Source organism: Micromonospora sp. USAFONa4 (assembly GCF_057197825.1).
Genome location: NZ_CM170072.1, coordinates 2,769,378 through 2,788,426, shown reverse-complemented (window position 1 = coordinate 2,788,426; position 19,049 = coordinate 2,769,378). Strand labels below are relative to the sequence as shown.

The window sequence follows — 19,049 nt, the reverse complement described above, 5'->3', positions numbered from 1 at the left end:
TAAGGAAGGGCCCCTTGCTGACGCAATGCGTCAGCAAGGGGCCCTTCCTTACACCTCAGGTGTAGGAGACGCCGATCTGGGCCCGGATGGTGTCGAGGAGCGCCATCACCTCCAGCGTGGCGGCGTGGGGGACCAGCGGGCTCTCCAGGAGGCCCTCGGCGAGGCAGCGCTGGACCTCGGTGGCCTCGTACTGGTAGCCGCCGCCGACCAGCTCACCGGTGATCGTCTCCGGCTCGGCGCCGGCCCGGTGCAGGGTCACCGAGCCGGGGCGGAAGAACAGCTCGGGCAGGTCGATCCGCCCGGCGGTGCCGGTGACGGCGGCGGTCACCGGGGTCGCCCCGACCAGGCCGCAGGTCAGCGTGGCCACCGCCCCCGAGTCGTAGCCGAGGACGATCCCGGTGTTCTCGTCGACCCTCTCGGGGCTGAGCTTCGCCCAGGACCGGACGTGGTCGGGCACGCCGAGCAGCAGGTGGGCCAGGCTGATCGGGTACACGCCGAGGTCGAGCAGCGCGCCGCCGCCGAGCGTACGGGCCCGCAGCCGGTGCTCCGGCGGGAACGGCCCCGCCAACCCGAAGTCGGCCCGCACGTTGGTCACCGTGCCGATCGCCCCGTCCGCGACCAGCTCGCAGACCCGGCGGATCAGCGGATTCGTCCGCATCCACATGGCCTCCATGAGGAAGACCCCGGCCGCGCGGGCCGTGTCGACCAGCTCCACGCTGGTCGCCAGGTCGAGGGTGAACGGCTTCTCCAGCAGCACCGCGCGGCCGGCCGCGAGGCAGGTCGAGGCCGCCTGGTGGTGCGCGGCGTGCGGGGTGGCGACGTAGACGACGTCCAGCTCGCCGTCCGCGGCGAGTTCCGCCCAGGAGGCGTACGCGCGCGGCACGCCGTGCCGGGCCGCGAACCGTTGCGCGCTCTCGGCGGTACGTGAGCCGACCGCCACCAGTTCGGCGCCCGGCACCAGCCGGAGGTCCTCGGCGAAGCGGGCGGCGATCTGGCCGGTGGACAGGATGCCCCAACGAGTCATGGCGGCCACGCTAGCGAAGATCACCGGACGTCGGCGTGGTCATCCACCCGTCGGGAACTAGGCTCGGCGCATGACGATCGACGCCGACGGCTTCCCCGCACCCCCGGCGCTCGTGGCGCACGCCCGCCGGTTCCACGCCGAGGGCGGCACCCCGGCCCCGCCCCGGGTCGCGGCGACCGTCCTGCTGCTCCGGCCCGCCGGCGACGACTTCGAGGTCTACCTGATCCGGCGGGTCGCCGCGATGGCCTTCGGGGGCATGTACGCCTTCCCCGGCGGCGGGGTCGACCCCTCGGACTCGCAGGCGCACCTGGACTGGGCCGGCCCGACGCCCGCCGGGTGGGGCGAGCGGCTGGGGCTGACCCCGGAGGCCGCCCAGGCGGTCGTCTGCGCCGCCGCCCGGGAGGTCTTCGAGGAGGCCGGGGTCCTGCTCGCGGGCCCTGACAGGCAGACCGTGGTCGGCGACGTGAGCGGCGACGACTGGGAGGCCGACCGGGTGGCGCTGGAGCAGCGCCGGGGCGGCTTCGCGGACCTGCTCGCCCGGCGCGGGCTCACCCTCCGGTCGGACCTGCTGCTGCCGTGGAGCCGGTGGATCACGCCGGAGTTCGAGCCGCGCCGCTTCGACACGTACTTCTTCGTGGCCCTGCTGCCGGAGGGGCAGCGGACCCGGGACGTCTCCGGGGAGGCCGACCACACCCTGTGGGCCCGCCCGGCGGACGCCCTGGCCCGGGCGGAGGCCGGCGAGCTGACCATGCTTCCGCCCACCCTGGTGAACCTGGCCCAGGTGGCGGCCGGCGGCGACCTGGCCGGCGTGGCCCGCGCGGCGGCGACCCGGGACGCGTCGACACCGGTCACCCCGCGCCTCGACGTGCCCGACGACGGCGAGCCCCGCTTCGTGCTGGCCTGACCCGTCACGGATCCCGGCAGGAAGCGGCCGGTCTCCTGCCAAGATCTCAGCGGACCAGGGCCGGGGAGGGCGGCGGCGCTAGGCCACGAAGATGCAGAACGGGTGGCCGGACGGGTCCGCGAAGACGTACAGCGGCTCGTCGGGGTTGTCGGTCCGGTCGAGCAGGAGTTCCGCGCCCAGGGCCTCCGCCCGCGCACGCTGCCTCTCCAGCTCGGACGCGTCCGGGACCGTGAAGTCGAGGTGCAACTGCATCGGCACGTCGTGCCGGGGCCAGGTGGTCCGAGGCAGGCGGTCGACGAGTTGGAAGGCGAGCTGGGCCGCCCCGTCGGAGTCTCTGAGCACGAGCCAGTCCCGGTCGTCGGCCGTCCCGTCCGTCGGCGGTTCGTCACCGGGCCGGTACCGCAGCCCGAGCAGTTGCCGGTAGAACTCGGCGAGTTCCCGTGTGTTCGTGGTGTCGAGCACGGTGTGCAGCAACCGGGGATATCCAGACATGCCCGTCCTCCGCAGCGACCGGTGGGCGATTCCGACCCGACCCTAGAGCAGATCCTCCGGTGCCGCCGGGCTCACCGGGTGGAAGGGAGGGCCCCTTCCTATCGCTTTCGCGACAGGAAGCGGCCCCGCCGCACGGGTCAGCCGAAGCGGCCGGTGATGTAGTCCTCGGTCTTCTTCACGCCGGGGTTGCTGAAGATCTTCTGCGTGTTGTCGTACTCGATGAGACGGCCCGGGTCGCCGGTCTTCTCGATCGAGAAGAAGGCGGTCCGGTCCGAGACGCGGGCGGCCTGCTGCATGTTGTGTGTGACGATGATGATGGTGAACTTGTCCTTGAGCTGGAACATCAGGTCCTCGATGGCCAGCGTGGAGATCGGGTCGAGCGCCGAGCAGGGCTCGTCCATCAGCACCACCTGCGGCTCGACGGCGATGGTCCGGGCGATGCAGAGCCGCTGCTGCTGACCACCGGAGAGGCCGGCGCCGGGCTTGCCCAGCCGGTCCTTCACCTCGTCCCACAGGTTGGCCGAGCGCAGCGCCTTCTCCGCCGCCTCGTCCAGGATCGACTTCCTACGGACCCCGTTGAGCCGCAGCCCGGCCACCACGTTCTCGAAGATGCTCATGGTGGGGAACGGGTTCGGCCGCTGGAAGACCATGCCGATCATGCGCCGGACGGCGGTGACGTCCACGTCCCGGTCGTAGATGTCCTGGTCGTCGATCGTGAGGCTGCCCTCGACCCGGGCGCCGGGCAGCACCTCGTGCATCCGGTTGATCGACCGCAGGAAGGTGGACTTGCCGCAGCCGGACGGGCCGATCAGGGCGGTCACCGTCTTCGGCTCGACCGTCAGGTTGATGTTCTCGATCGCCTTGAAGGCGCCGTAGTAGGCGGTGACGCCCGAGGCTTCGATGCGCTTGGCCATGGTGGTGGTACCTCCGGGGTTCATCGGCCGAGCCGGTTGCGACGGGCCAGCAGCTTCGCCGCGACGGTCAGGATCAGCACGAGGGCGACCAGGGTGAGTGCCGCGGTCCACGCCCGGGCCGGCGCGTACCGGGACGCGTCACCGGCCTGCTGGTAGACGAAGAGGGCCAGCGACGACTGGTTGTTCTCGAACGGGTTGAAGTTGATCGCCGCGCCGCCGCCGGCGACGAGCAGCACCGGGGCGGTCTCGCCGGCCGCGCGCGCGATGGCGAGCATGACGCCGGTGACGATGCCCGGCAGAGCGGTCGGCAGTACGACCCGCAGGATGGTCTTCCACTTCGGCACGCCGAGGGCGTACGCCCCCTCGCGCAGCGGCGCCGGGACGAGACGCAGCATCTCCTCGGTGGAGCGGACCACGGTGGGCAGCATCAGCACGCTCAGCGCGAGCGCGGCGGCGAAGCCGGAGAAGCTGGGCCGCCCGTCGTTGAACCACGGCGAGACGATCAGCACCCAGAACGCCAGCACGAACAGGCCGGCGACGATCGACGGGATGCCCGTCATCACGTCCACGAAGAACCGGATCGCGGCGGCGAACCGGCCCCGGCCGTACTCGACGATGTAGATCGCGCAGAGGATGCCGAGTGGGACGGTGATCAGGGCGGCGATGCCGACCTGCTGGAGCGTGCCGACGATCGCGTGGTAGGCGCCGCCGTTCGGGTCCCGCGCGCCGATGTTGTTCATCGAGGTGAGGAAGAAGTCGCCGTCCAGGCGCTCGGCGCCCTTGCTGACCAGCGTCCAGACCACCGAGGCCAGCGGCAGGACGGCCAGCACGAACGCGGAGTGGATCAGCGCGCTCCAGGTGCGGTTGCGGGCCGACCGCCGCCCCTCGACCCGGTTCGCGGCGGCGAACAGGCCGGCCAGGTAGAGCAGCGCGGCGACCACCACGACCAGCACCGGGCCGCCGGTGCCGGTGCCGTACACGAAGGCGGCGGCGACCAGCAGGGCGGCCGCGGCGATGGCCGGCGCGGCGTACCTGGGCAGGCGCCGCGCCTTGAGGGTGGGCGGCTGGGCGGGCGGGCGGGTCCGGTGCGACGTGACAGTAGTGGTCATGCGGCCGACTCCGTGAACTCCCGGCGGCGGTGGATGATCGCCCGCGCCGTGATGTTGACGATCAGCGTGATGGCGAAGAGCACCAGGCCCGAGGCGATCAGCGCGCCCCGCCCCGTGTCGTTCGCCTCGCCGAACGTGTTGGCGATGTTGGCGGCGATGGTGTTGCCGCCACTGGAGATGAGGTTGAACGAGATGCCGAAGGTGATGCCGAGGGTCATCGCCAGGGCGATGGTCTCGCCGAGCGCCCGGCCCAGGCCGAGCATCACCGCGGCGACGATGCCGGGACGGCCGTACGGCAGCACGGCGGTGCGGATCATCTCCCAGCGGGTGGCGCCGAGGGCGAGGGCCGCCTCCTCGTTGGCGGTCGGGGTCTGCATGAACACCTCGCGGGAGAGCGAGGTGATGATCGGCAGCACCATGATCGCCAGGACCAGCGCGCCCAGCATGATGGACTTCCCGAACGGTCCGTCGCCGCCGAAGATCGGGATCCAGCCGAAGTACGTGTTCAGCCAGGCGGAGAAGTCGCGTACCGGATTGATGAAGACGTCGCGGCCCCAGAGGCCGAAGACCACGCTCGGCACCGCCGCCAGCAGGTCGATCAGGAAGCCCAGCGTGGTGCCGAGCCGCCGCGGCGCGTAGTGGGACAGGTAGAGCGCGATGCCCAGGGCCACCGGGACCGCGATGAGCAGGGCCAGCGCGGAGCTGAGGACGGTGCCGAAGGCTAGCGCCCCGATGCCGAACTTCGGGTCCGCGTCGTTCGGGAACCAGCCCTCGAAGGTCCAGAAGCTCTCGGTGTTGGCCCGCAGCGCCGGGACCGCCTTGGCGACCAGGAAGACCGCGATCGCCGCGATGACGACCAGGACGGTGGTGCCGGCGCCCAGGGTGAGGGCGCGGAAGGCCCGTTCGGCGCCGAACGCGCGGGCCCGGGGCAGCGCGCCGCCGCCGCCCAACCCGGCTCCGCCCGGCGTACGGGTGCTGAGTGGTGCCTCGGCCGGACGCGCCGAGGCACCGGCGGGCCGGTCGTGACCTTCGGTCACGCGCGTCCCGCCGGTGCCGGCGTGGGCCGAGCGGTGGGGGGTTTCACCCATCTGCTCGCTCGCTTCGGGTTGAGGTGGTGGTGACGGTCTCGGCGCGGGCGGCTCAGGCGAGGTTCTTGACCGCGGCCTCGACCTTGGCGCGGACCGTCTCGGGCAGCGGTGCGTAGCCCAGCTCGGTCAGGTCGGCCTGGCCGGCGGTGCTCGCGGCGTGGCCGAGGAAGCCCTTGACCAGCGGGAGCTTGTCGGCGGCGAGGCCCTTGGAGCAGACGATCTCGTAGGTCACCAGGACGATCGGGTAGGCCCCGGCCTCCTTGGTGTTGTAGTCGATCTTCATCTTGAGGTCGTCGCCCTGGCCGACCACCTCGGCGCCGGCGATGGTCTTGCCGGCCGACTCGGCGGTCAGCTCGGCGAACTCGCCCGCGCCGTTGCCGACCTTGGCGGTCTTCAGGCCGCCGTTCTCGGCGTACGACCACTCGACGTACCCGATGGTGCCGTCCTGGCCCTTGATGGCGCTGGCCATGCCGTCGGACTTCGCCGCGCCGGTGCCGCCGGGGGCCTTCCACTCCTTGGCCTTGCCGAACGTCCAGTCGGACGCGGCGGTCTTGGTCAGGAAGTCGGTGAAGTTGTCGGTGGTGCCGGAGGAGTCCGAGCGGTGCACCGCGTTGATGGTGGTCGACGGCAGCTTGGCGTCGGGGTTGTCGGCCTTGATCGCCGGGTCGTCCCACTTGGTGACCTTGCCGGCGAAGATCTTCGCCAGGGTGGCCGGCTTGAGCTGGAGGTTGTCCACGCCGTTGACGTTGTAGGCGATGGCGACCGGGCCGATGACCATCGGCAGGTTGATCGCGGCGCCGCCGACGCACTTGGCGTCGGCCTTCGGCTGCTCCTCCTCCTTGAGGGCGGAGTCCGAGCCGGCGAAGTCGGCGGTGCCGGCGATGAAGGCCTGGATGCCGGCGCCCGAGCCGGACGGCTCGTAGTTGATCTTGGCGCCGGAGCACTTCTGCTGGTAGGCCTTGATCCACTCGTCCATGGCGTTCTTCTGCGCCGACGAGCCCTGGGTGTTCAGCGTGCCGGTGGCGCAGTCGGCGGCGGCCGACCCGGAGGCGGAGGCGCTGCTCGCGGGCTCGTTGTTGTCCGAGCCGCATGCGCTGAGAGCGAGCGTCGCGGTAAGAGCGAGGCAGGCGAGGGTGCCGTGCCGCTGGAGCTTCACCTGAGGGGTTTCCCTTCACGTCTGACTTCGCCCCCGGACTCGGGGCCCGGGGTACCGGCGCTCACCGGCTGATCCAAAAGTTAGGAGCGCCAGGTAGCCGGTTCGCCGGTCGGAAGTGAACGGGGAGTGAACAGGTGCGACAGGGCAGATGACCGCTCGCTGAGGGCGGGTTGTCCGTTGTGTGAACTCGGATGCCGTTGTCGGAAGTATGGGGATCTTCCGGGGCGGCGGCGCGCGCGGCACGGGCCCGGGCCGTCGCGACCCGGGCCCGTCCTGGCGTCAGGCCGACTGGTAGTTGACGTGCGCCGACCAGCGGGCGAAGCCGAGCCGTTCGTAGAGCGCGACGGCGGCGGCGTTCGACTCGTCGACGTAGAGCATGACCCGGTCCAGTTCCCGCCGGTCCCGCAGGTACGTCAGGCCGGCCGCGGTCAGCGCCCGGCCGAGCCCGCCGCGGTGGGCCGACGGGTCCACGCCGAGGACGTAGACCTCGCCGATCCGGGCCGAGCCGGGTCGTTCGTGGACCTTCGTCCAGTGGAAGCCGAGCAGCCGGCCGGTCGACCCGTCGACGGCGAGCAGGAAGCCCTCCGGGTCGAACCACGGCTCGTCGAGGCGTACCCGCAGGTCGGCGGGGGACCAGCGGCCCTGTTCCGGGTGCTCGGCGAAGGCCCGCGCGTTGAGCGCCAGCCACTCCTCGTCGTCGGCGCCGGGCCGGAACGCGCGCAGCGTCACCCCGTCCGGCAGCGGGTGGTCGGGGATCGGGGCGGTCAGCGGCCGGCGCAGCTGCCAGAGCACCCGGGCCCGGCGCAGGCCCAGGTCGACGCCGAGCGCGGCGGCGGAGGGGTGGTCGCCGTGCGCCCAGACCCGCAGCGGGCCGTCGGCCGCCGCCAGGACGCCCCGGGCCAGCGCGCGGCCCGTCCCGCGCCGCCGGTACGCCGGGTGCACCACCAGTTCCACCCCGACCCCCGCGCCCGGGTCGGTGGTGTCCAGGTGCGCGTACCCGGTCAGTGTGCCGTCGTCCGCCCGGGTGGTCAGGTGCACGGCGGGCGCGTCCGGGTCGCGCAGCCGGAGCAGGACGTGCTCGTCGAACGGGTCCGCCCCGTCCGCGTCGCCGGCGACCCGGGCGAGGGTCGTCACGTCGGCGATCTCCGTGGGGCTGAGGCGGTCGGCCCGGGTCACCCGGCCGCTGCTCGCTTCGGGGTTGCTCATGACGTCACCGTAGTCCGGTCGATGCCCGGCGCCGCCGCGCTCGGCCTGCCGCCGGGGCGGTGCGGCGGTCGCCCGGCCGGCTCACGTCCTCCCGTCGGGCAGCGCCTCCACCTCGAACCGGCTGGTCAGGTCGGGCAGGATGCGGTGCAGCGCGTCCACCGTGCCCTGCCGGTCGCCGCCGGCGTCGTGCAGCAGCACGACCGAGCCGGGTACGACGCCCGCCGCGACCGTCGCCGCGATCCGGCCGGCTCCCGGCAGCTCCCAGTCCGCCGGGTCCACGGTCCAGTGCAGCGGCGTCATGCCGAGTTCGTGGGACACCGACACCACGGGGCCCGTCCAGGCCCCGCCGGGCTGCCGGTAGTACGCGATCGGCGCGTCGGGCACCGCTGCCCGGATCGCCTCGCTGGTGCGCAGCAGGTCCGCCCGGATGACGGCGGGCGACCGGCGGCCGAGGTCGACGTCGTGGCTCCAGCTGTGGTTGCACAGGGTGTGCCCGTCGGCCGCGATGGCCCGGATCAGGTCCGGGTGGCGCTGCGCGTTCTCGCCGACCACGCAGAAGGTGGCCCGCACCTGGTGCTCGCGGAGCAGGGCGAGCACCTGCGGCGTGTACCGCGGGTCCGGCCCGTCGTCGAAGGTCAGCGCGACCAGCGAGGTGCCGCTGGTGGTCTGCGCGCCGAACGGCCCGTCGGCCGGTCCCGGCGACGGCGTGCCGTCGGGGCTGGCGCCGCCGTCCTGCCCGGTCTCCGCCGGGCTGGTGCTCGGCTCGCCCTCCGGGGTGCGGCGCGGAGCGTCCTTCGTCGGCGGCTGGTCGGCGTAGTGCGGGCCGGTGGCGCTGGTGGTCACGCTGGACCGGGACGCCGGCGGATCGGGGACCAGACTGCGCCCGAGGGCGTACGCGGAACCGAGCAGCGCGGCGACCACCAGCGTGACGAGCCCGATGGTGCGCGCGGCCGAGGGATCCCGGATCAGTGGACCCCACCGTGTCGAACCGCCGCCGCCCCCGTGGTCGATGCGCACTCCGCCGCCCCCTTTTTGTCGCAAACCCGGCAGTCAGAATAGAACCGGCGAGCTGCTCAAAAAGGGCATATGCGAAACCGTCCCCGAAGGGGCGAGGAGGTCAGACCGGCAGGGGCGCGTGCTCGCTCTCCGGCAGGGACCGCGAGGGCGGTACGACGAACTTGTAACCCACCTGCCGCACCGTGCCGATCATCGACTCGTACTCGGAGCCGAGCTTGGCGCGCAGCCGCCGGACGTGCACGTCGACGGTGCGTGTGCCGCCGAAGTAGTCGTAGCCCCACACCTCGCGCAGGAGCTGGTCCCGGGTGAACACCCGGCCCGGGTGCTGGGCCAGGAACTTCAGCAGCTCGAACTCCTTGTAGGTGAGGTCGAGCGGCCGGCCCTTGAGCTTCGCGGCGTAGGTGTCCGGGTCGATCGTCAGCTCGCCGGCGCGGATCGAGCCGCCGGCCCCGGAGGTGGCGTTGCTCAGCCGCCCGACGGCGAGCCGCAGCCGGGCCTCCACCTCGGCCGGCCCGGCGGCGGCGAGGATGACGTCGTCGACGCCCCAGTCGGCGTTGAGCGCGATCAGGCCGGCCTCGGTGACCACCGCGACCAGGGGCACCCCGAGCCCGGTGGCGTGCAGCATCCGGCAGGTCGCCCGCGCCTCGCTCAGCTCGGAGCGGGCGTCGACCAGCACCGCGTCCGGACTGGGGCCGGCGACCAGGGTGCGGACGTCGCGTGGCGCGGTGCGGACCGAGTGCGGCAGCAGGTCGAGTGCCGGCAGCACTGCGGATGGTTCGCCTGCGCGCGCGGTCACCAGCAGCAGGATCTCCACGATCACCTCCGTCCCGGCGGCCGTAGGCCGCGCGCGACCAGCGCACTCCGTGGCGGGGCGTGACGCTGATGAACTTGCGTGGGTCCCGGCGTCGCTGACGGGCGGGTAACGGCTTGAGCGTAACCGAAGGCCCCGGTCGCGCCTCCGCGTCCTTTCCTGTTTGCCCGGCTTGCCCCTGATCGTGACCCCAGGTTTTAACGTTGCCGAAACCGTGGCCCCCGCGTCGGCCGGCGGGTCTGGCACGATCGTGGCGTGTTTCCCTCCAGCTCGCCCGAGACCGGCCGCGACCAGTGGCCCGACGGGCCCCACCCCGGGCCGTCCGGCCCGTCCCGTGGCCAGCCGCCGGCGCCGCGCACCGGGCCGGCCCCCGACGACGACGGCGAGCGCCGGGAGCGCAGCGGCCCGCGCCGCGCCCGGCGGGCCGGTGAGCCGGCCCGACGACCCGACGACGAGCCGGACGACGAGCCGGACGAGGAGCTGGTGGAGCCGGTCGAGGTGCGCCGCCCGCTCGCGCTGACCGTCGCCGGGTTCGCCGCGCTGCTCGGGGTCGGTCTGGTGCTCGGGGCGCAGACCGCCGGCCCGGGGCACCGCCTGCCCTTCGCGTTCGTCGTCTTCGGCGTGCAGTTGCTCTTCGTGCTGGCCTGGACGATGGCCATGCGACCGCCCGCGCTGCTGCTGGTGGCCGCCGTCAGCGCCGCCGCCGCGGTGGCGGCCGACACCGCGGCCGTGCAGACGGACGTCGCCGGCCTGGCGCCGCTGGGCTACGTCGCGGCGGGCGGCTTCGCCCTCGGGGTGCTCGGCCAGCTCGTCCGGCGGGTCGACCGGGTGCGGGTGACCGACTCGCTCGGCAGCACCCTGCTGATCGTGGTCGGCGTCGTCGCCTTCGCCACCCTGATCGTGCTCAGCCGGATCCCGGCGGGCACCCAGGCCATCACGGTGTGCCTCACCGCCAGCGCGGTCGCGCTCACCGTCGCCCGGCTGACCGACGCGGTCGCGCCGTGGCCGCGGCTGGCTCCCCAGGTGCCCCGGGGCGCGGCCGGCGTGGTCGCCGGCGCGATGGTCGGCACGCTGGTCAGCGCCGTCCTCGGCAGCTACCTGGTGACGCCCTTCACCCCGACCCGGGCCGCGATCATCGGGCTGGTCGCGGCGGTCACCGCCGTGCTGGCCGACCTTGCCGTGGGCTACGCCGAGGCGGGCCGGCTGATGGCGGGGGAGCCGCCGACCATGTGGGTGGCCCGGCACATGCAGGGGCCTCTCGGTGGCTTCGCCCTGGCCGCGCCGGCCGCGTACGCCATGTGCAAGCTCGTTCTCTGACGCGGCGGTTGAGCTTTTCCCCGATCGGGTACCACCGGTGGGCCGCTCCGCGGCACCCTCGGCACTGACGACAGGAGGCGGCGTGGCGCACGACGACACGTACGAGGAGCGGCCCCGGCGACGCGGGCGCAAGGTGCTCATCACCCTCGTCGTGCTGCTGCTGGTCCTGGGCGGACTGATCGTGGTGGCCGACCGGGTCGCCGTGGGGGTGGCCGAGCGGGCCATCGCCGACCAGGTCCGGCAGGAGATCGCCAAGCAGGGGGCGCAGTCCTCGCCGCCGGAGGTGGAGGTCGGCGGGGTCCCGTTCCTCACCCAGGTGTTCGACGGCCGGTACGAGCGCATCTCCATCGCGCTGCGCGACGTGCAGGGCTCGGTGCGCGGCGACGCGGTCGCGCTGCCGAAGCTCGACGTGGACGCCCGCAACGTGCGCGCCTCGCTCGACACCATCCGTTCGGGGCAGGGCGACGTGGTCGCCGAGACCGTCGACGGGACGGGCACCATCAGCTACGACAGCCTCGCCAAGCTGCTCGACCGGCCGGGGCTGACCCTCGGCGAGCAGAACGGCCGGCTGGCCGTCACCGCCCCGGTCGACATCCTCGGCCGGCGCCTCACCGTGATCGGCACCGCCGACATCACGGTCGGCAAGGAGGGGCAGGTGGCGCTGAAGTTCAACGACCTGACCGCCGACGGCCTGCCGAACCTGCCGCTGGCCCGGACGCTGCTCAGCAACTACGCCCGCAGCATCTCCATCGACGTGCCCCTGCCCGAGCTGCCGTTCCAGCTCGCCGTCCGGGAGGTCCGGCCGCTGCCCGAGGGGCTGGCCGTCACCGCGGACGCCCGGAACGTGCCGATCAACTCCGCCGCCGGCTGACCGACCCGACCGATCCACCGCCTCCGGCCCCCGCCCCGCCCCGCCCCGCCCCGTCCGCGCCCGCGTCCGCCCGCGCGCGCCGGTTGGGAAGGGCCCCTTCCTCTACCGATTGCGATAGGAAGGTGCCCTTCCTTGCACCCCGGGCTACCAGTACGCGCGTCCCGGATGCTGGTCGGCCCCCTGGTGTGCCCGTGCCCGGCTGGTAGGCTCCCTGCTCATGGGGACGCTCCTCACCAAACGGCGCGCGGTCGACCTGTGCCGCGTGGCCACCTGCCTGTGTCGCCCCGTCATCTGACGGCGGGGCTGTCCTCGGCCGCCTAGCGGCCACCGGCAGGCAGGGATTTTTCTTCTCCCGTGCTCTCTTTCAACGCCCGGCAGCGGCGCCGTCGCACGAACCCGTGATCCGTCCATACGGTGGATCCCGCGCGTGGTGCGATCGTCACGACTTTCGATGCCCCCGTGCTGGTTCACCATCCATCCTCACCAGGGAGTGATCTGATGAGTCGCGACACCGCACTCGTCTCGGCCGAATGGGCCGAGAAGAACCTCGACGCCCCGGGCGTCGTCTTCGTCGAGGTCGACGAGGACACCTCGGCCTACGACACCGGCCACATCGCCGGCGCGATCAAGCTGGACTGGAAGACCGACCTCCAGGACCAGGTGCGCCGGGACTTCGTCAACAAGAGCCAGTTCGAGGCGCTGCTCTCCGAGCGGGGCATCAGCAACGACGACACCGTCATCCTCTACGGCGGCAACAACAACTGGTTCGCCGCGTACGCGTACTGGTACTTCAAGCTCTACGGCCACCGCGACGTGAAGCTGCTCGACGGCGGTCGCAAGAAGTGGGAGCTGGACGCCCGTCCGCTGGTCCGGGACGCGGTGACCCGCCCCGCGACGCAGTACGTGGCGCAGGAGCCGGACACCTCGATCCGGGCCTTCCGGGACGAGGTCGTGGCCGCCATCGGCACCAAGAACCTGGTCGACGTGCGCAGCCCCGACGAGTTCGCCGGCCGGCTGCTCGCCCCCGCCCACCTGCCGCAGGAGCAGGCGCAGCGGGCCGGGCACATCCCCACGGCGATCAGCGTGCCGTGGTCCAAGGCGGCCAACGAGGACGGCACCTTCAAGTCCGACGACGAGCTGCGCAGGATCTACGCCGACGCCGGGCTGGACGACAGCCGCGAGACCATCGCGTACTGCCGGATCGGCGAGCGCTCCTCGCACTCCTGGTTCGTGCTCCAGGAGCTGCTCGGCCACCGCAACGTGAAGAACTACGACGGATCCTGGACCGAGTACGGCTCGCTGGTCGGCGTGCCGGTCGCGCTCGGCGACGAGCCCGGGGAGGCCTGAGCCATGACCGCACCCACCGCTGCCGGCTGCGCCGCGCCCGACCAGGCCGCCCCGCTGCCCGCGAGCCTGGACCTGGAGAAGGAAACCGTGATCACCGGCGTCGTCCGCTCCGACGCGGGCGAGGCCGTCCCGGGCGCGTACGTCCGGCTGCTCGACTCGACCGGTGAGTTCACCGCCGAGGTGGTGACCTCGCCGGCCGGCCAGTTCCGGTTCTTCGCCGCGCCGGGCGCCTGGACCCTGCGGGCGCTCTCCCGGCACGGCAACGGCGACACCGCCGTGACCGCCGCCCGGGGCATCAACGAGGTCGCCGTCACGGTCGCCTCCTGACCTTTCCCCGCTCTGATCGGCCCGTGGCCCGTCGCCTTCCCAGGTGGCGGGCCGCGACCGTCTCCGGGCACTGTCGACCGGCGTGACACGATTGCCCCCGTGAACGGCGTGGAAGCGGCGGGGCAGGCCCCGCCTACCGGTCCCGATCGGCCGGCGGCCCCCCGACGGTGGCTGCCCTGGCTGCTCGCCGGCACGGTGGCGTGGGCGGTGCTGCTGGCGGCGCTGACCTGGCTCTCGGTGCGCAACGATCCGCCGACCGTCCGGGAGCAGCGCACCCTGACCGAGGCCGGTGGCGTCGTCGACCGCGCAGTCGGCGCACTGGTCGCGGCGGCCGGCGAGACCGCCGTGCTGACCCCGCCCGTGGTCGATCGGGGCTGCCGGGTCACCCCGTTCGCCGCCGGCGCCGACCTGTCGCGCGGGGTGGACGTCTTCGTCGCGGCGGGCGGGGAGGCGACGCTGTTGGAGCAGGTCGCCGGCCGGCTGCCGGCGGACTGGCGGGCCGGGGTCCGGGTCACCTCGAGCGGTCCCCGGTTGCGCGGCGACGCGGGCGAGTTCGTCACCGTCTCCGGCGGGGTCGCGGGGGACGGCCGGGTCCGGCTGACCGTCGACACCGGCTGTCGGCCGGTGGGCGACGGCTACGACGTACCCACGACCGGTGCCGCCGGCGCGGAGGCGGACGCCCTGGAGGAGGCCCTGCGGGCCCTCGGGGCTCCGGCCGGTCCGGCCCTGGTGGTGGTCACCGCGCCCTGCCCCGGCGGCGGCACCGCCCGCTCCGCGCGCTCCGCCGGTGTCCCGGCCCCCGCGTCCCCGGCCGCCGTCCTGGCCCCCGTCACGCGCCTTCCGGTGCTGGACGACCCGCAGGCGTACGCCTACCGTCGTGGCCCGGTGACCGTCGTCGCCGACCTCTCGGGCGACCGGGCCGTCGTCTCGGCCAGCACCGGCTGCCCTGCCTGACCCCTGGGGTCAGCGGCTGCCCTGCCTGACCTTGGGTCAGGGGCCGACCGGTGGGTCGCGCGGGGCGCGGCTGCGGCCCAGGGCGTCGACGTGGCCCCAGCGGCCGGGGATGTCGAGCAGCTCGATCCGCCCCATCCCCTCGGGCACGGCGGGGTTGATGATCAGGTGGTCGCCCTGCGGCTCCAGGCCCAGCATCACCCGGAGCAGCAGCAGTGGCGTGCCCGCCGACCAGGCCTGCGGGCTGCACGCGGTGGGGTACTCCACCGGGTAGTCGGTGAGGTCCCGCTCGTAGCCGGCGAAGGCCTCCGGCAGCCGCCCGTCGAAGAACGGGGACGCGGCCAGCATGGCCTCGCAGATCTGGCCGGCCTCCCGGCGGAAGCCGTACCGCCACAGCCCCCAGGCGATGATCGAGTTGTCGAACGGCCACACCGTCCCGACGTGGTAGCCGACGGGGTTGTAGCGCCCCTGGTCGTCGGCGAGGGTCCGGACGCCCCAACCGGAGTAGAGCCGCGGCCCCATCAGGTGTTCGGCGATCCGGCCGGCCCGCGACTCGTCGACGATGCCGCTCCACAGCAGGTGCCCGATGTTGGAGGTGAGCGCGTCGACCTGCCGGCCGTCGGCGTCCAGGGCGAGCGCGTAGTACTCCCGTTCCGGGATCCAGAAGTCCCGGTTGAACCGGATCTTCAGCTCGGCGGCCTCCCGCTCCAGCCGGTCGGCGTACGCGGGGTCGCCCCAGAACTTCCGGGCCAGTCGGGCGCCGCGGATCTTCGCGTCGTACGCGTAGCCCTGGAGTTCGCAGGTGGCGCGGGGGAAGCCGGGGAACCGGCCGTCGCGGTACGAGATCGAGTCCCAGGAGTCCTTCCAGCACTGGTTCGCCAACCCGGTCTGCGGGTTGCGGGTCTGGTACCAGAGGTAGCCCGTGCCGAGCAGGTCCCCGTACGTGTCGATCCAGGCGAGGGCGGCCCGGGTCTGGGCCTCCAGTCCCCGTACCAGCCTGTCGTCACCGGTCCACCGCTCGTACTCGTCGAGCAGGATGACGAACAACGGCGTCGAGTCCGCCGAGCCGTAGTACGGCGAATGGGGCTGTTCCTCGAAGCCCGCCGTCTCGCCGTAGCGCAGCTCGTGCAGGATCTTGCCCGGTTCCTCGTCCCGGAAGTCGTCGATCCGGTGCCCCTGGAGGCCGGCCAGCATCATGAGAGTCGGCGGGATCAGCTCCGGCAGGAAGGGCACCACCTGGAGCGAGGTGATGATGCTGTCCCGGCCGAACAGCGTCATGAACCACGGCAGACCGGCGGCCACCAGGCGTACGCCGAGGGTGATCGACTCGTAGCGCAGCGCCGCCAGGTCGTTGAGGCTCTGCCGGTACGCCCCGGCCAGCGGCTGGCAGTCGCAGCCGAGCTTCGGCGCCCGGGCGACGAGCTCGTCCTGCTCGGCCCGGATCGCCTCCGGGCCGCGGCTGCCCCCGTACTGCGGGAGGTTGGCCCGGATGTCCTCGCCGCGCGCGCCGTAGACGACGGTCGACACGTGCAGCCGCGTCGTCCACTCACCGCGCGGGCCGACCCGGACCCGGTAGGTCATGCCGGAGACCTCGATGTGCGCGGGCACGCTGGTGCGGACGACCGTCTCGCGGTGGAACCTCTCCCGGCGGTAGGTCAGGCGCAGCTCGTTCTCGCCGACGGTGGCGGTGGAGTGGCCCTCCTTGCGCCGCACGTGCTTGATCTCGAACAGGTCCGCGAAGTCGGCGCCCATGTCGAGGCGGACGACGAACTCCATCTCCTCGCCGGAGTGGTTGAGCAGCGTCAGCTCCTCCTCGAAGCTGCCGCCGATGGCCCGGCTGCGGATCATCGAGACCTTCGCGTCCAGGTAGTGCGTCGGTTCGCCGGGCACGAGGAAGAAGCGGGTGCGGAAGGACTCCGCGGTGTCGACGGAGAGGGCGTGCAGCCGTTCGCCGTCGAGGGTCAGCAACCAGGTGGAGAGGTGCCGGGTGTCGAACGAGAAGAGGCCGGTCGGGAAGTCGAGGGACGGCTCGATGTCGCCGCGACTGTCGCTGACCAGGAAGGTGTTGCCGTCCAGGATGCTGACCAGTTCCTTCACGGCAGCCGCCCGGCCTGTCTGCGGGCGACCGTGCGGGGGTCCCGGGTGCCGGGCGGGTCGGGGAAGAACCGGTGGAACAGCAGGAAGAGCACGATGTCGCCACTGAAGCTGCTCTCGTTGCGCAGGACCGACGAGATCGCCTGGGCCCGGCCGGTGACGAGCCGGTCGAACAGGTCCGCGCTGGTGTACCAGATCGCGTCGGCGGGCCCCCGGTCGCGGCTCACCTCGATCGCGCCCGGACGGAGACGGACCAGCCAGTGCACCGTCCGGCCGCCCTGCGCGAGATCGATCTGCATCGTCCCGCTGACCGGGCTGACCAGCACCTCGGGGGCGCGCGCCGGCAGTGATTCGAAGAATCGCTCCGTCGCCCCGGTCACACCCGAATCGTAGGCATCTGCCCGACCTGTCGGGCCGGTATCGGCGGGCGGCGGTCAGTAGACCAGGGCCTGGGCCCCTTCGGCCGTCGCCTCCTCGACGAAGACCGCGGCGCCGGCGATGCGCACGCCAGGCAGCACGTCGTCCGGCCCGATGTCCCGCCGGGCGGCGCACTGCGTGCAGGCGGTCACCGTGCCGGTGGTGAGGATCACGTGCAGCAGTTCGGCGAGCGGGGCCGAGTGCGGCAGCTCGAACTCCTGTGCCTTGCCCGGCAGCGCGAACCAGGTCGACTCCCCGGTCAGCCAGAGCGACACGTGCAGCCCGGCGGCGGCCGCGGTGGCGGCGACGGTGAAGGCCTGGGCACACCGCTCCGGGGCGTCCGCGCCGGCGGTGGCCTTGACGACGAGAGTGCGGGCCATGGGGCCCAGCATAGGATGGTCACGATGGTTACCGAGATCGGGTTCGTCAGCCTGCTGGTCGCCGGCCTGGGCGCGCTCGCCGGTGGCCTGGTCTACCTGGCCGTACGCATATCGAGAGGTAACTGGTGAGCGACGAGAACCCCCTGCAGCCGCCGCCGTGGCTGAACGCGCCGCCGGTCGACCCGTACCCCTACGAGGAGAGCCACGACCTGCGCGTCGGCCCGAAGCTGCATCCCTCGCTGGACGGCCTGCTGCCGTACGTCGGGGTGTGGCGCGGCCGGGGGCGGGGCGGCTTCCCCACCATCGAGGACTTCGACTTCGCGCAGGAGATCCGGATCAGCCACGACGGCCGGCCGTTCCTGTCCTACGAGTCGCGCGCCTGGCTGCTCGACGAGCAGAGCCGCCCGGTCCGCCCGGCGGGTCGCGAGGTCGGCTGGTGGCGGCCGGTGATGGACGGCGACCGGGTCACCGACGAGCTGGAGGCGCTGATGACCGTGCCCACCGGCGTGATGGAGCTGCACATCGGCAAGCGCAAGGGCACCCAGATCGAGTTCGTCACCGACGCGGTGGTCCGTACGGCGACCGCCAAGGAGGTCACCGCCGGTCACCGCCTCTTCGGCATCGTCGAGGGCGCGCTGCTCTACGCCCAGGAGATGGCGGCCCTGGGCCATTCCCTCTCCCCGCACCTCTCCGCCCGCCTCACCCGGGTGGCCGGCTGACCCTCCTTCCGGGGGTCACGGGCGGGGAAAGCCCAGGAGCGCCTGGAGGGCGGGGGTGTGCGCGCAGCGGCGCAGCGGGACGGCGTCCAGGGTGCGGACCTCCGCGAGGCCACGGACGGACGAGCTGAGCCAGACGCCGTCGGCGGCACGCAGCTCGGCCGGGGTGACCAGGCGCTCATCGGCGCGCAGGCCGAGCGCGTGGGCGTGCGCGAGGAGCCAGGCGGCGGTCACGCCCGGCAGGATGCCGGTCTCGGCGGCGGGCACCGTGCAGAGGGTGCCACCGGCCAGCCAGACCAGGTTGGCCGTGGGCCCCTCCAGCGCGTACCCGTCGGAGGAGACCCAGAGCGCGTCGTCCACGCCGGCGCGGGCGGCCCACCGGCGGGCGGCGGTGCTCACCGCGTACGAGATGGACTTGACCCCGGCCGGCAGCCAGTCGAGTTCGGCGCGGGCCCGCGCCGCGACGCCGAGCGGCAGGGTCGCCACGGTGATCCCGTCCCGGCGCGCCGCCCGGGTCGCCGCCGGCACCTCGCCCAGCGTGGCGTAGCCGGTGGGCGGGCCCCCGCCCTCCGGGCCCCGGGTGCAGACCAGGCGCAGCGCCCCCTCGACCTCGGCGGGCCAGCCGGCGCGGACGGCGTCCAGCAGTTCGACCAGCACCTCGGCGGCGGGCAGCGGCAGGTCGACGGCCGCCGCCGCCCGGGCGAGCCGGGCCAGGTGCGCGTCGCGCAGCCACGGCCGCCCGTGCCGCAGGTGCATCGTCTCGAAGAGCCCGTCGCCGTGCAGCACGCCCCGGTCGTCGCCGCGCAGCACCGGCTCGCCGGGCGGCACCAGCCCGCGGCCCGGCACGGCGATCCTCGACGCCACCATGACCGCCGAGCCTAGCGGCGGGCCGGACGACACCGGCGGCG

General features: G+C 73.3%; 22 protein-coding genes. 9 read left to right on the top strand and 13 right to left on the bottom strand.

Going from position 1 to position 19,049, the window contains the following annotated elements:
* Positions 1 to 55 precede the first annotated feature (55 nt).
* Entirely contained in the window at positions 56 to 1,024 is a 969-nt protein-coding gene (locus AC0OO9_RS12065; protein ID WP_484517293.1) for a Gfo/Idh/MocA family protein, read from the bottom strand.
* A 70-nt stretch (positions 1,025 to 1,094) separates the two neighbouring features.
* Here AC0OO9_RS12065 and AC0OO9_RS12060 point away from each other — a divergent pair, with 70 nt between their 5' ends.
* Positions 1,095 to 1,928 (top strand): NUDIX hydrolase, encoded by an 834-nt coding sequence (locus tag AC0OO9_RS12060; protein ID WP_484517292.1) that lies wholly within the window; start codon positions 1,095 to 1,097, stop codon positions 1,926 to 1,928.
* Positions 1,929 to 2,006: 78 nt separating this feature from the next.
* On the opposite strand, the gene AC0OO9_RS12055 is transcribed toward AC0OO9_RS12060, so the two are convergent.
* The 8 genes from AC0OO9_RS12055 to AC0OO9_RS12020 all read right to left on the bottom strand — a co-directional run bounded on the left by AC0OO9_RS12055 (position 2,007) and on the right by AC0OO9_RS12020 (position 9,730).
* Positions 2,007 to 2,420 carry a VOC family protein gene (locus AC0OO9_RS12055; protein WP_484517291.1) on the bottom strand — a complete coding sequence of 138 codons (414 nt, stop codon included), beginning with the start codon at positions 2,418 to 2,420 and terminating at the stop codon, positions 2,007 to 2,009.
* A gap of 137 nt (positions 2,421 to 2,557) precedes the next feature.
* Positions 2,558 to 3,334, bottom strand: coding sequence for a phosphate ABC transporter ATP-binding protein PstB (gene pstB, locus AC0OO9_RS12050; RefSeq protein WP_484517290.1), 777 nt, complete (start codon positions 3,332 to 3,334; stop codon positions 2,558 to 2,560).
* A 20-nt stretch (positions 3,335 to 3,354) separates the two neighbouring features.
* Positions 3,355 to 4,443, bottom strand: a complete 1,089-nt coding sequence (gene pstA, locus AC0OO9_RS12045; protein ID WP_484517289.1) for a phosphate ABC transporter permease PstA — start codon at positions 4,441 to 4,443, stop codon at positions 3,355 to 3,357.
* A complete protein-coding gene (gene pstC, locus AC0OO9_RS12040) occupies positions 4,440 to 5,531 on the bottom strand; it encodes a phosphate ABC transporter permease subunit PstC (RefSeq protein ID WP_484517288.1) in 1,092 nt (363 codons plus the stop codon). Before pstC ends, pstA begins: the two co-directional genes overlap by 4 nt.
* A 52-nt stretch (positions 5,532 to 5,583) precedes the next feature.
* The gene (gene pstS / locus AC0OO9_RS12035; RefSeq protein ID WP_421455209.1) at positions 5,584 to 6,687 is read right to left on the bottom strand and encodes a phosphate ABC transporter substrate-binding protein PstS; all 1,104 of its coding nucleotides are present in this window, start codon (positions 6,685 to 6,687) and stop codon (positions 5,584 to 5,586) included.
* 279 nt (positions 6,688 to 6,966) lie between these two features.
* The gene (mshD, locus tag AC0OO9_RS12030) at positions 6,967 to 7,893 is read right to left on the bottom strand and encodes a mycothiol synthase (protein ID WP_484517287.1); all 927 of its coding nucleotides are present in this window, start codon (positions 7,891 to 7,893) and stop codon (positions 6,967 to 6,969) included.
* A gap of 81 nt (positions 7,894 to 7,974) precedes the next feature.
* Complete coding sequence (locus AC0OO9_RS12025; protein ID WP_484517926.1) at positions 7,975 to 8,904, bottom strand: polysaccharide deacetylase family protein; 930 nt, start codon at positions 8,902 to 8,904, stop codon at positions 7,975 to 7,977.
* 106 nt (positions 8,905 to 9,010) lie between these two features.
* Positions 9,011 to 9,730, bottom strand: coding sequence for a winged helix-turn-helix transcriptional regulator (locus AC0OO9_RS12020; protein ID WP_197697787.1), 720 nt, complete (start codon positions 9,728 to 9,730; stop codon positions 9,011 to 9,013).
* Positions 9,731 to 9,976: 246 nt separating this feature from the next.
* Between AC0OO9_RS12020 and AC0OO9_RS12015 the strand changes: the two genes are divergently transcribed.
* From AC0OO9_RS12015 to AC0OO9_RS11990, 6 genes are all read left to right on the top strand, one after another.
* Entirely contained in the window at positions 9,977 to 11,038 is a 1,062-nt protein-coding gene (locus AC0OO9_RS12015; protein WP_421455204.1) for a hypothetical protein, read from the top strand.
* Between the two features lie 82 nt (positions 11,039 to 11,120).
* Entirely contained in the window at positions 11,121 to 11,909 is a 789-nt protein-coding gene (locus tag AC0OO9_RS12010) for an LmeA family phospholipid-binding protein (protein WP_484517286.1), read from the top strand.
* 217 nt (positions 11,910 to 12,126) lie between these two features.
* Positions 12,127 to 12,204: an Ms5788A family Cys-rich leader peptide gene (locus tag AC0OO9_RS12005; protein ID WP_311202345.1), complete on the top strand. Its 78-nt coding sequence runs from the start codon at positions 12,127 to 12,129 to the stop codon at positions 12,202 to 12,204.
* Between the two features lie 203 nt (positions 12,205 to 12,407).
* A complete protein-coding gene (locus AC0OO9_RS12000) occupies positions 12,408 to 13,256 on the top strand; it encodes a sulfurtransferase (protein WP_311411781.1) in 849 nt (282 codons plus the stop codon).
* Between the two features lie 3 nt (positions 13,257 to 13,259).
* Positions 13,260 to 13,583, top strand: coding sequence for a DUF1416 domain-containing protein (locus AC0OO9_RS11995; protein ID WP_132230747.1), 324 nt, complete (start codon positions 13,260 to 13,262; stop codon positions 13,581 to 13,583).
* A gap of 99 nt (positions 13,584 to 13,682) precedes the next feature.
* The gene (locus tag AC0OO9_RS11990) at positions 13,683 to 14,537 is read left to right on the top strand and encodes a hypothetical protein (protein WP_484517285.1); all 855 of its coding nucleotides are present in this window, start codon (positions 13,683 to 13,685) and stop codon (positions 14,535 to 14,537) included.
* Positions 14,538 to 14,573: 36 nt separating this feature from the next.
* On the opposite strand, the gene AC0OO9_RS11985 is transcribed toward AC0OO9_RS11990, so the two are convergent.
* Genes AC0OO9_RS11985 through AC0OO9_RS11975 form a run of 3 tightly spaced genes read right to left on the bottom strand, consistent with a single transcriptional unit; the run spans position 14,574 to position 17,437 of the window.
* Entirely contained in the window at positions 14,574 to 16,631 is a 2,058-nt protein-coding gene (locus AC0OO9_RS11985) for an amylo-alpha-1,6-glucosidase (protein WP_484517284.1), read from the bottom strand.
* On the bottom strand, positions 16,628 to 17,008 hold the full coding sequence (locus AC0OO9_RS11980) for an SCP2 sterol-binding domain-containing protein (RefSeq protein WP_484517283.1): 381 nt from the start codon (positions 17,006 to 17,008) through the stop codon (positions 16,628 to 16,630). Before AC0OO9_RS11980 ends, AC0OO9_RS11985 begins: the two co-directional genes overlap by 4 nt.
* Positions 17,009 to 17,062: 54 nt before the next feature.
* Positions 17,063 to 17,437, bottom strand: coding sequence for a DsrE family protein (locus tag AC0OO9_RS11975; RefSeq protein ID WP_484517282.1), 375 nt, complete (start codon positions 17,435 to 17,437; stop codon positions 17,063 to 17,065).
* A 12-nt stretch (positions 17,438 to 17,449) separates the two neighbouring features.
* Between AC0OO9_RS11975 and mtfM the strand changes: the two genes are divergently transcribed.
* Positions 17,450 to 17,554, top strand: a complete 105-nt coding sequence (gene mtfM, locus AC0OO9_RS11970) for a small membrane protein MtfM (RefSeq protein ID WP_266320062.1) — start codon at positions 17,450 to 17,452, stop codon at positions 17,552 to 17,554.
* Positions 17,551 to 18,144: a heme-binding beta-barrel domain-containing protein gene (locus AC0OO9_RS11965; RefSeq protein ID WP_484517281.1), complete on the top strand. Its 594-nt coding sequence runs from the start codon at positions 17,551 to 17,553 to the stop codon at positions 18,142 to 18,144. The genes mtfM and AC0OO9_RS11965 overlap by 4 nt, the downstream gene beginning before the upstream one ends.
* Positions 18,145 to 18,159: 15 nt before the next feature.
* Here the strand turns inward: AC0OO9_RS11965 and AC0OO9_RS11960 are convergent, their stop codons facing one another.
* Entirely contained in the window at positions 18,160 to 19,008 is an 849-nt protein-coding gene (locus AC0OO9_RS11960) for an aminotransferase class IV (RefSeq protein WP_484517280.1), read from the bottom strand.
* Positions 19,009 to 19,049 lie beyond the last annotated feature (41 nt).

Excerpts from the sequence above, each read along its gene's own strand:
- AC0OO9_RS12065 (WP_484517293.1), bottom strand. The coding sequence starts at position 1,024 with ATGACTCGTTGGGGCATCCTGTCCACCGGCCAGATCGCCGCCCGCTTC.
- AC0OO9_RS12060 (WP_484517292.1), top strand. The coding sequence starts at position 1,095 with ATGACGATCGACGCCGACGGCTTCCCCGCACCCCCGGCGCTCGTGGCG.
- AC0OO9_RS12055 (WP_484517291.1), bottom strand. The coding sequence starts at position 2,420 with ATGTCTGGATATCCCCGGTTGCTGCACACCGTGCTCGACACCACGAAC.
- pstB (WP_484517290.1), bottom strand. The coding sequence starts at position 3,334 with ATGGCCAAGCGCATCGAAGCCTCGGGCGTCACCGCCTACTACGGCGCC.
- pstA (WP_484517289.1), bottom strand. The coding sequence starts at position 4,443 with ATGACCACTACTGTCACGTCGCACCGGACCCGCCCGCCCGCCCAGCCG.
- pstC (WP_484517288.1), bottom strand. The coding sequence starts at position 5,531 with ATGGGTGAAACCCCCCACCGCTCGGCCCACGCCGGCACCGGCGGGACG.
- mshD (WP_484517287.1), bottom strand. The coding sequence starts at position 7,893 with ATGAGCAACCCCGAAGCGAGCAGCGGCCGGGTGACCCGGGCCGACCGC.
- AC0OO9_RS12005 (WP_311202345.1), top strand. The coding sequence starts at position 12,127 with ATGGGGACGCTCCTCACCAAACGGCGCGCGGTCGACCTGTGCCGCGTG.
- AC0OO9_RS12000 (WP_311411781.1), top strand. The coding sequence starts at position 12,408 with ATGAGTCGCGACACCGCACTCGTCTCGGCCGAATGGGCCGAGAAGAAC.
- AC0OO9_RS11995 (WP_132230747.1), top strand. The coding sequence starts at position 13,260 with ATGACCGCACCCACCGCTGCCGGCTGCGCCGCGCCCGACCAGGCCGCC.
- AC0OO9_RS11975 (WP_484517282.1), bottom strand. The coding sequence starts at position 17,437 with ATGCTGGGCCCCATGGCCCGCACTCTCGTCGTCAAGGCCACCGCCGGC.
- mtfM (WP_266320062.1), top strand. The coding sequence starts at position 17,450 with ATGGTTACCGAGATCGGGTTCGTCAGCCTGCTGGTCGCCGGCCTGGGC.
- AC0OO9_RS11960 (WP_484517280.1), bottom strand. The coding sequence starts at position 19,008 with ATGGTGGCGTCGAGGATCGCCGTGCCGGGCCGCGGGCTGGTGCCGCCC.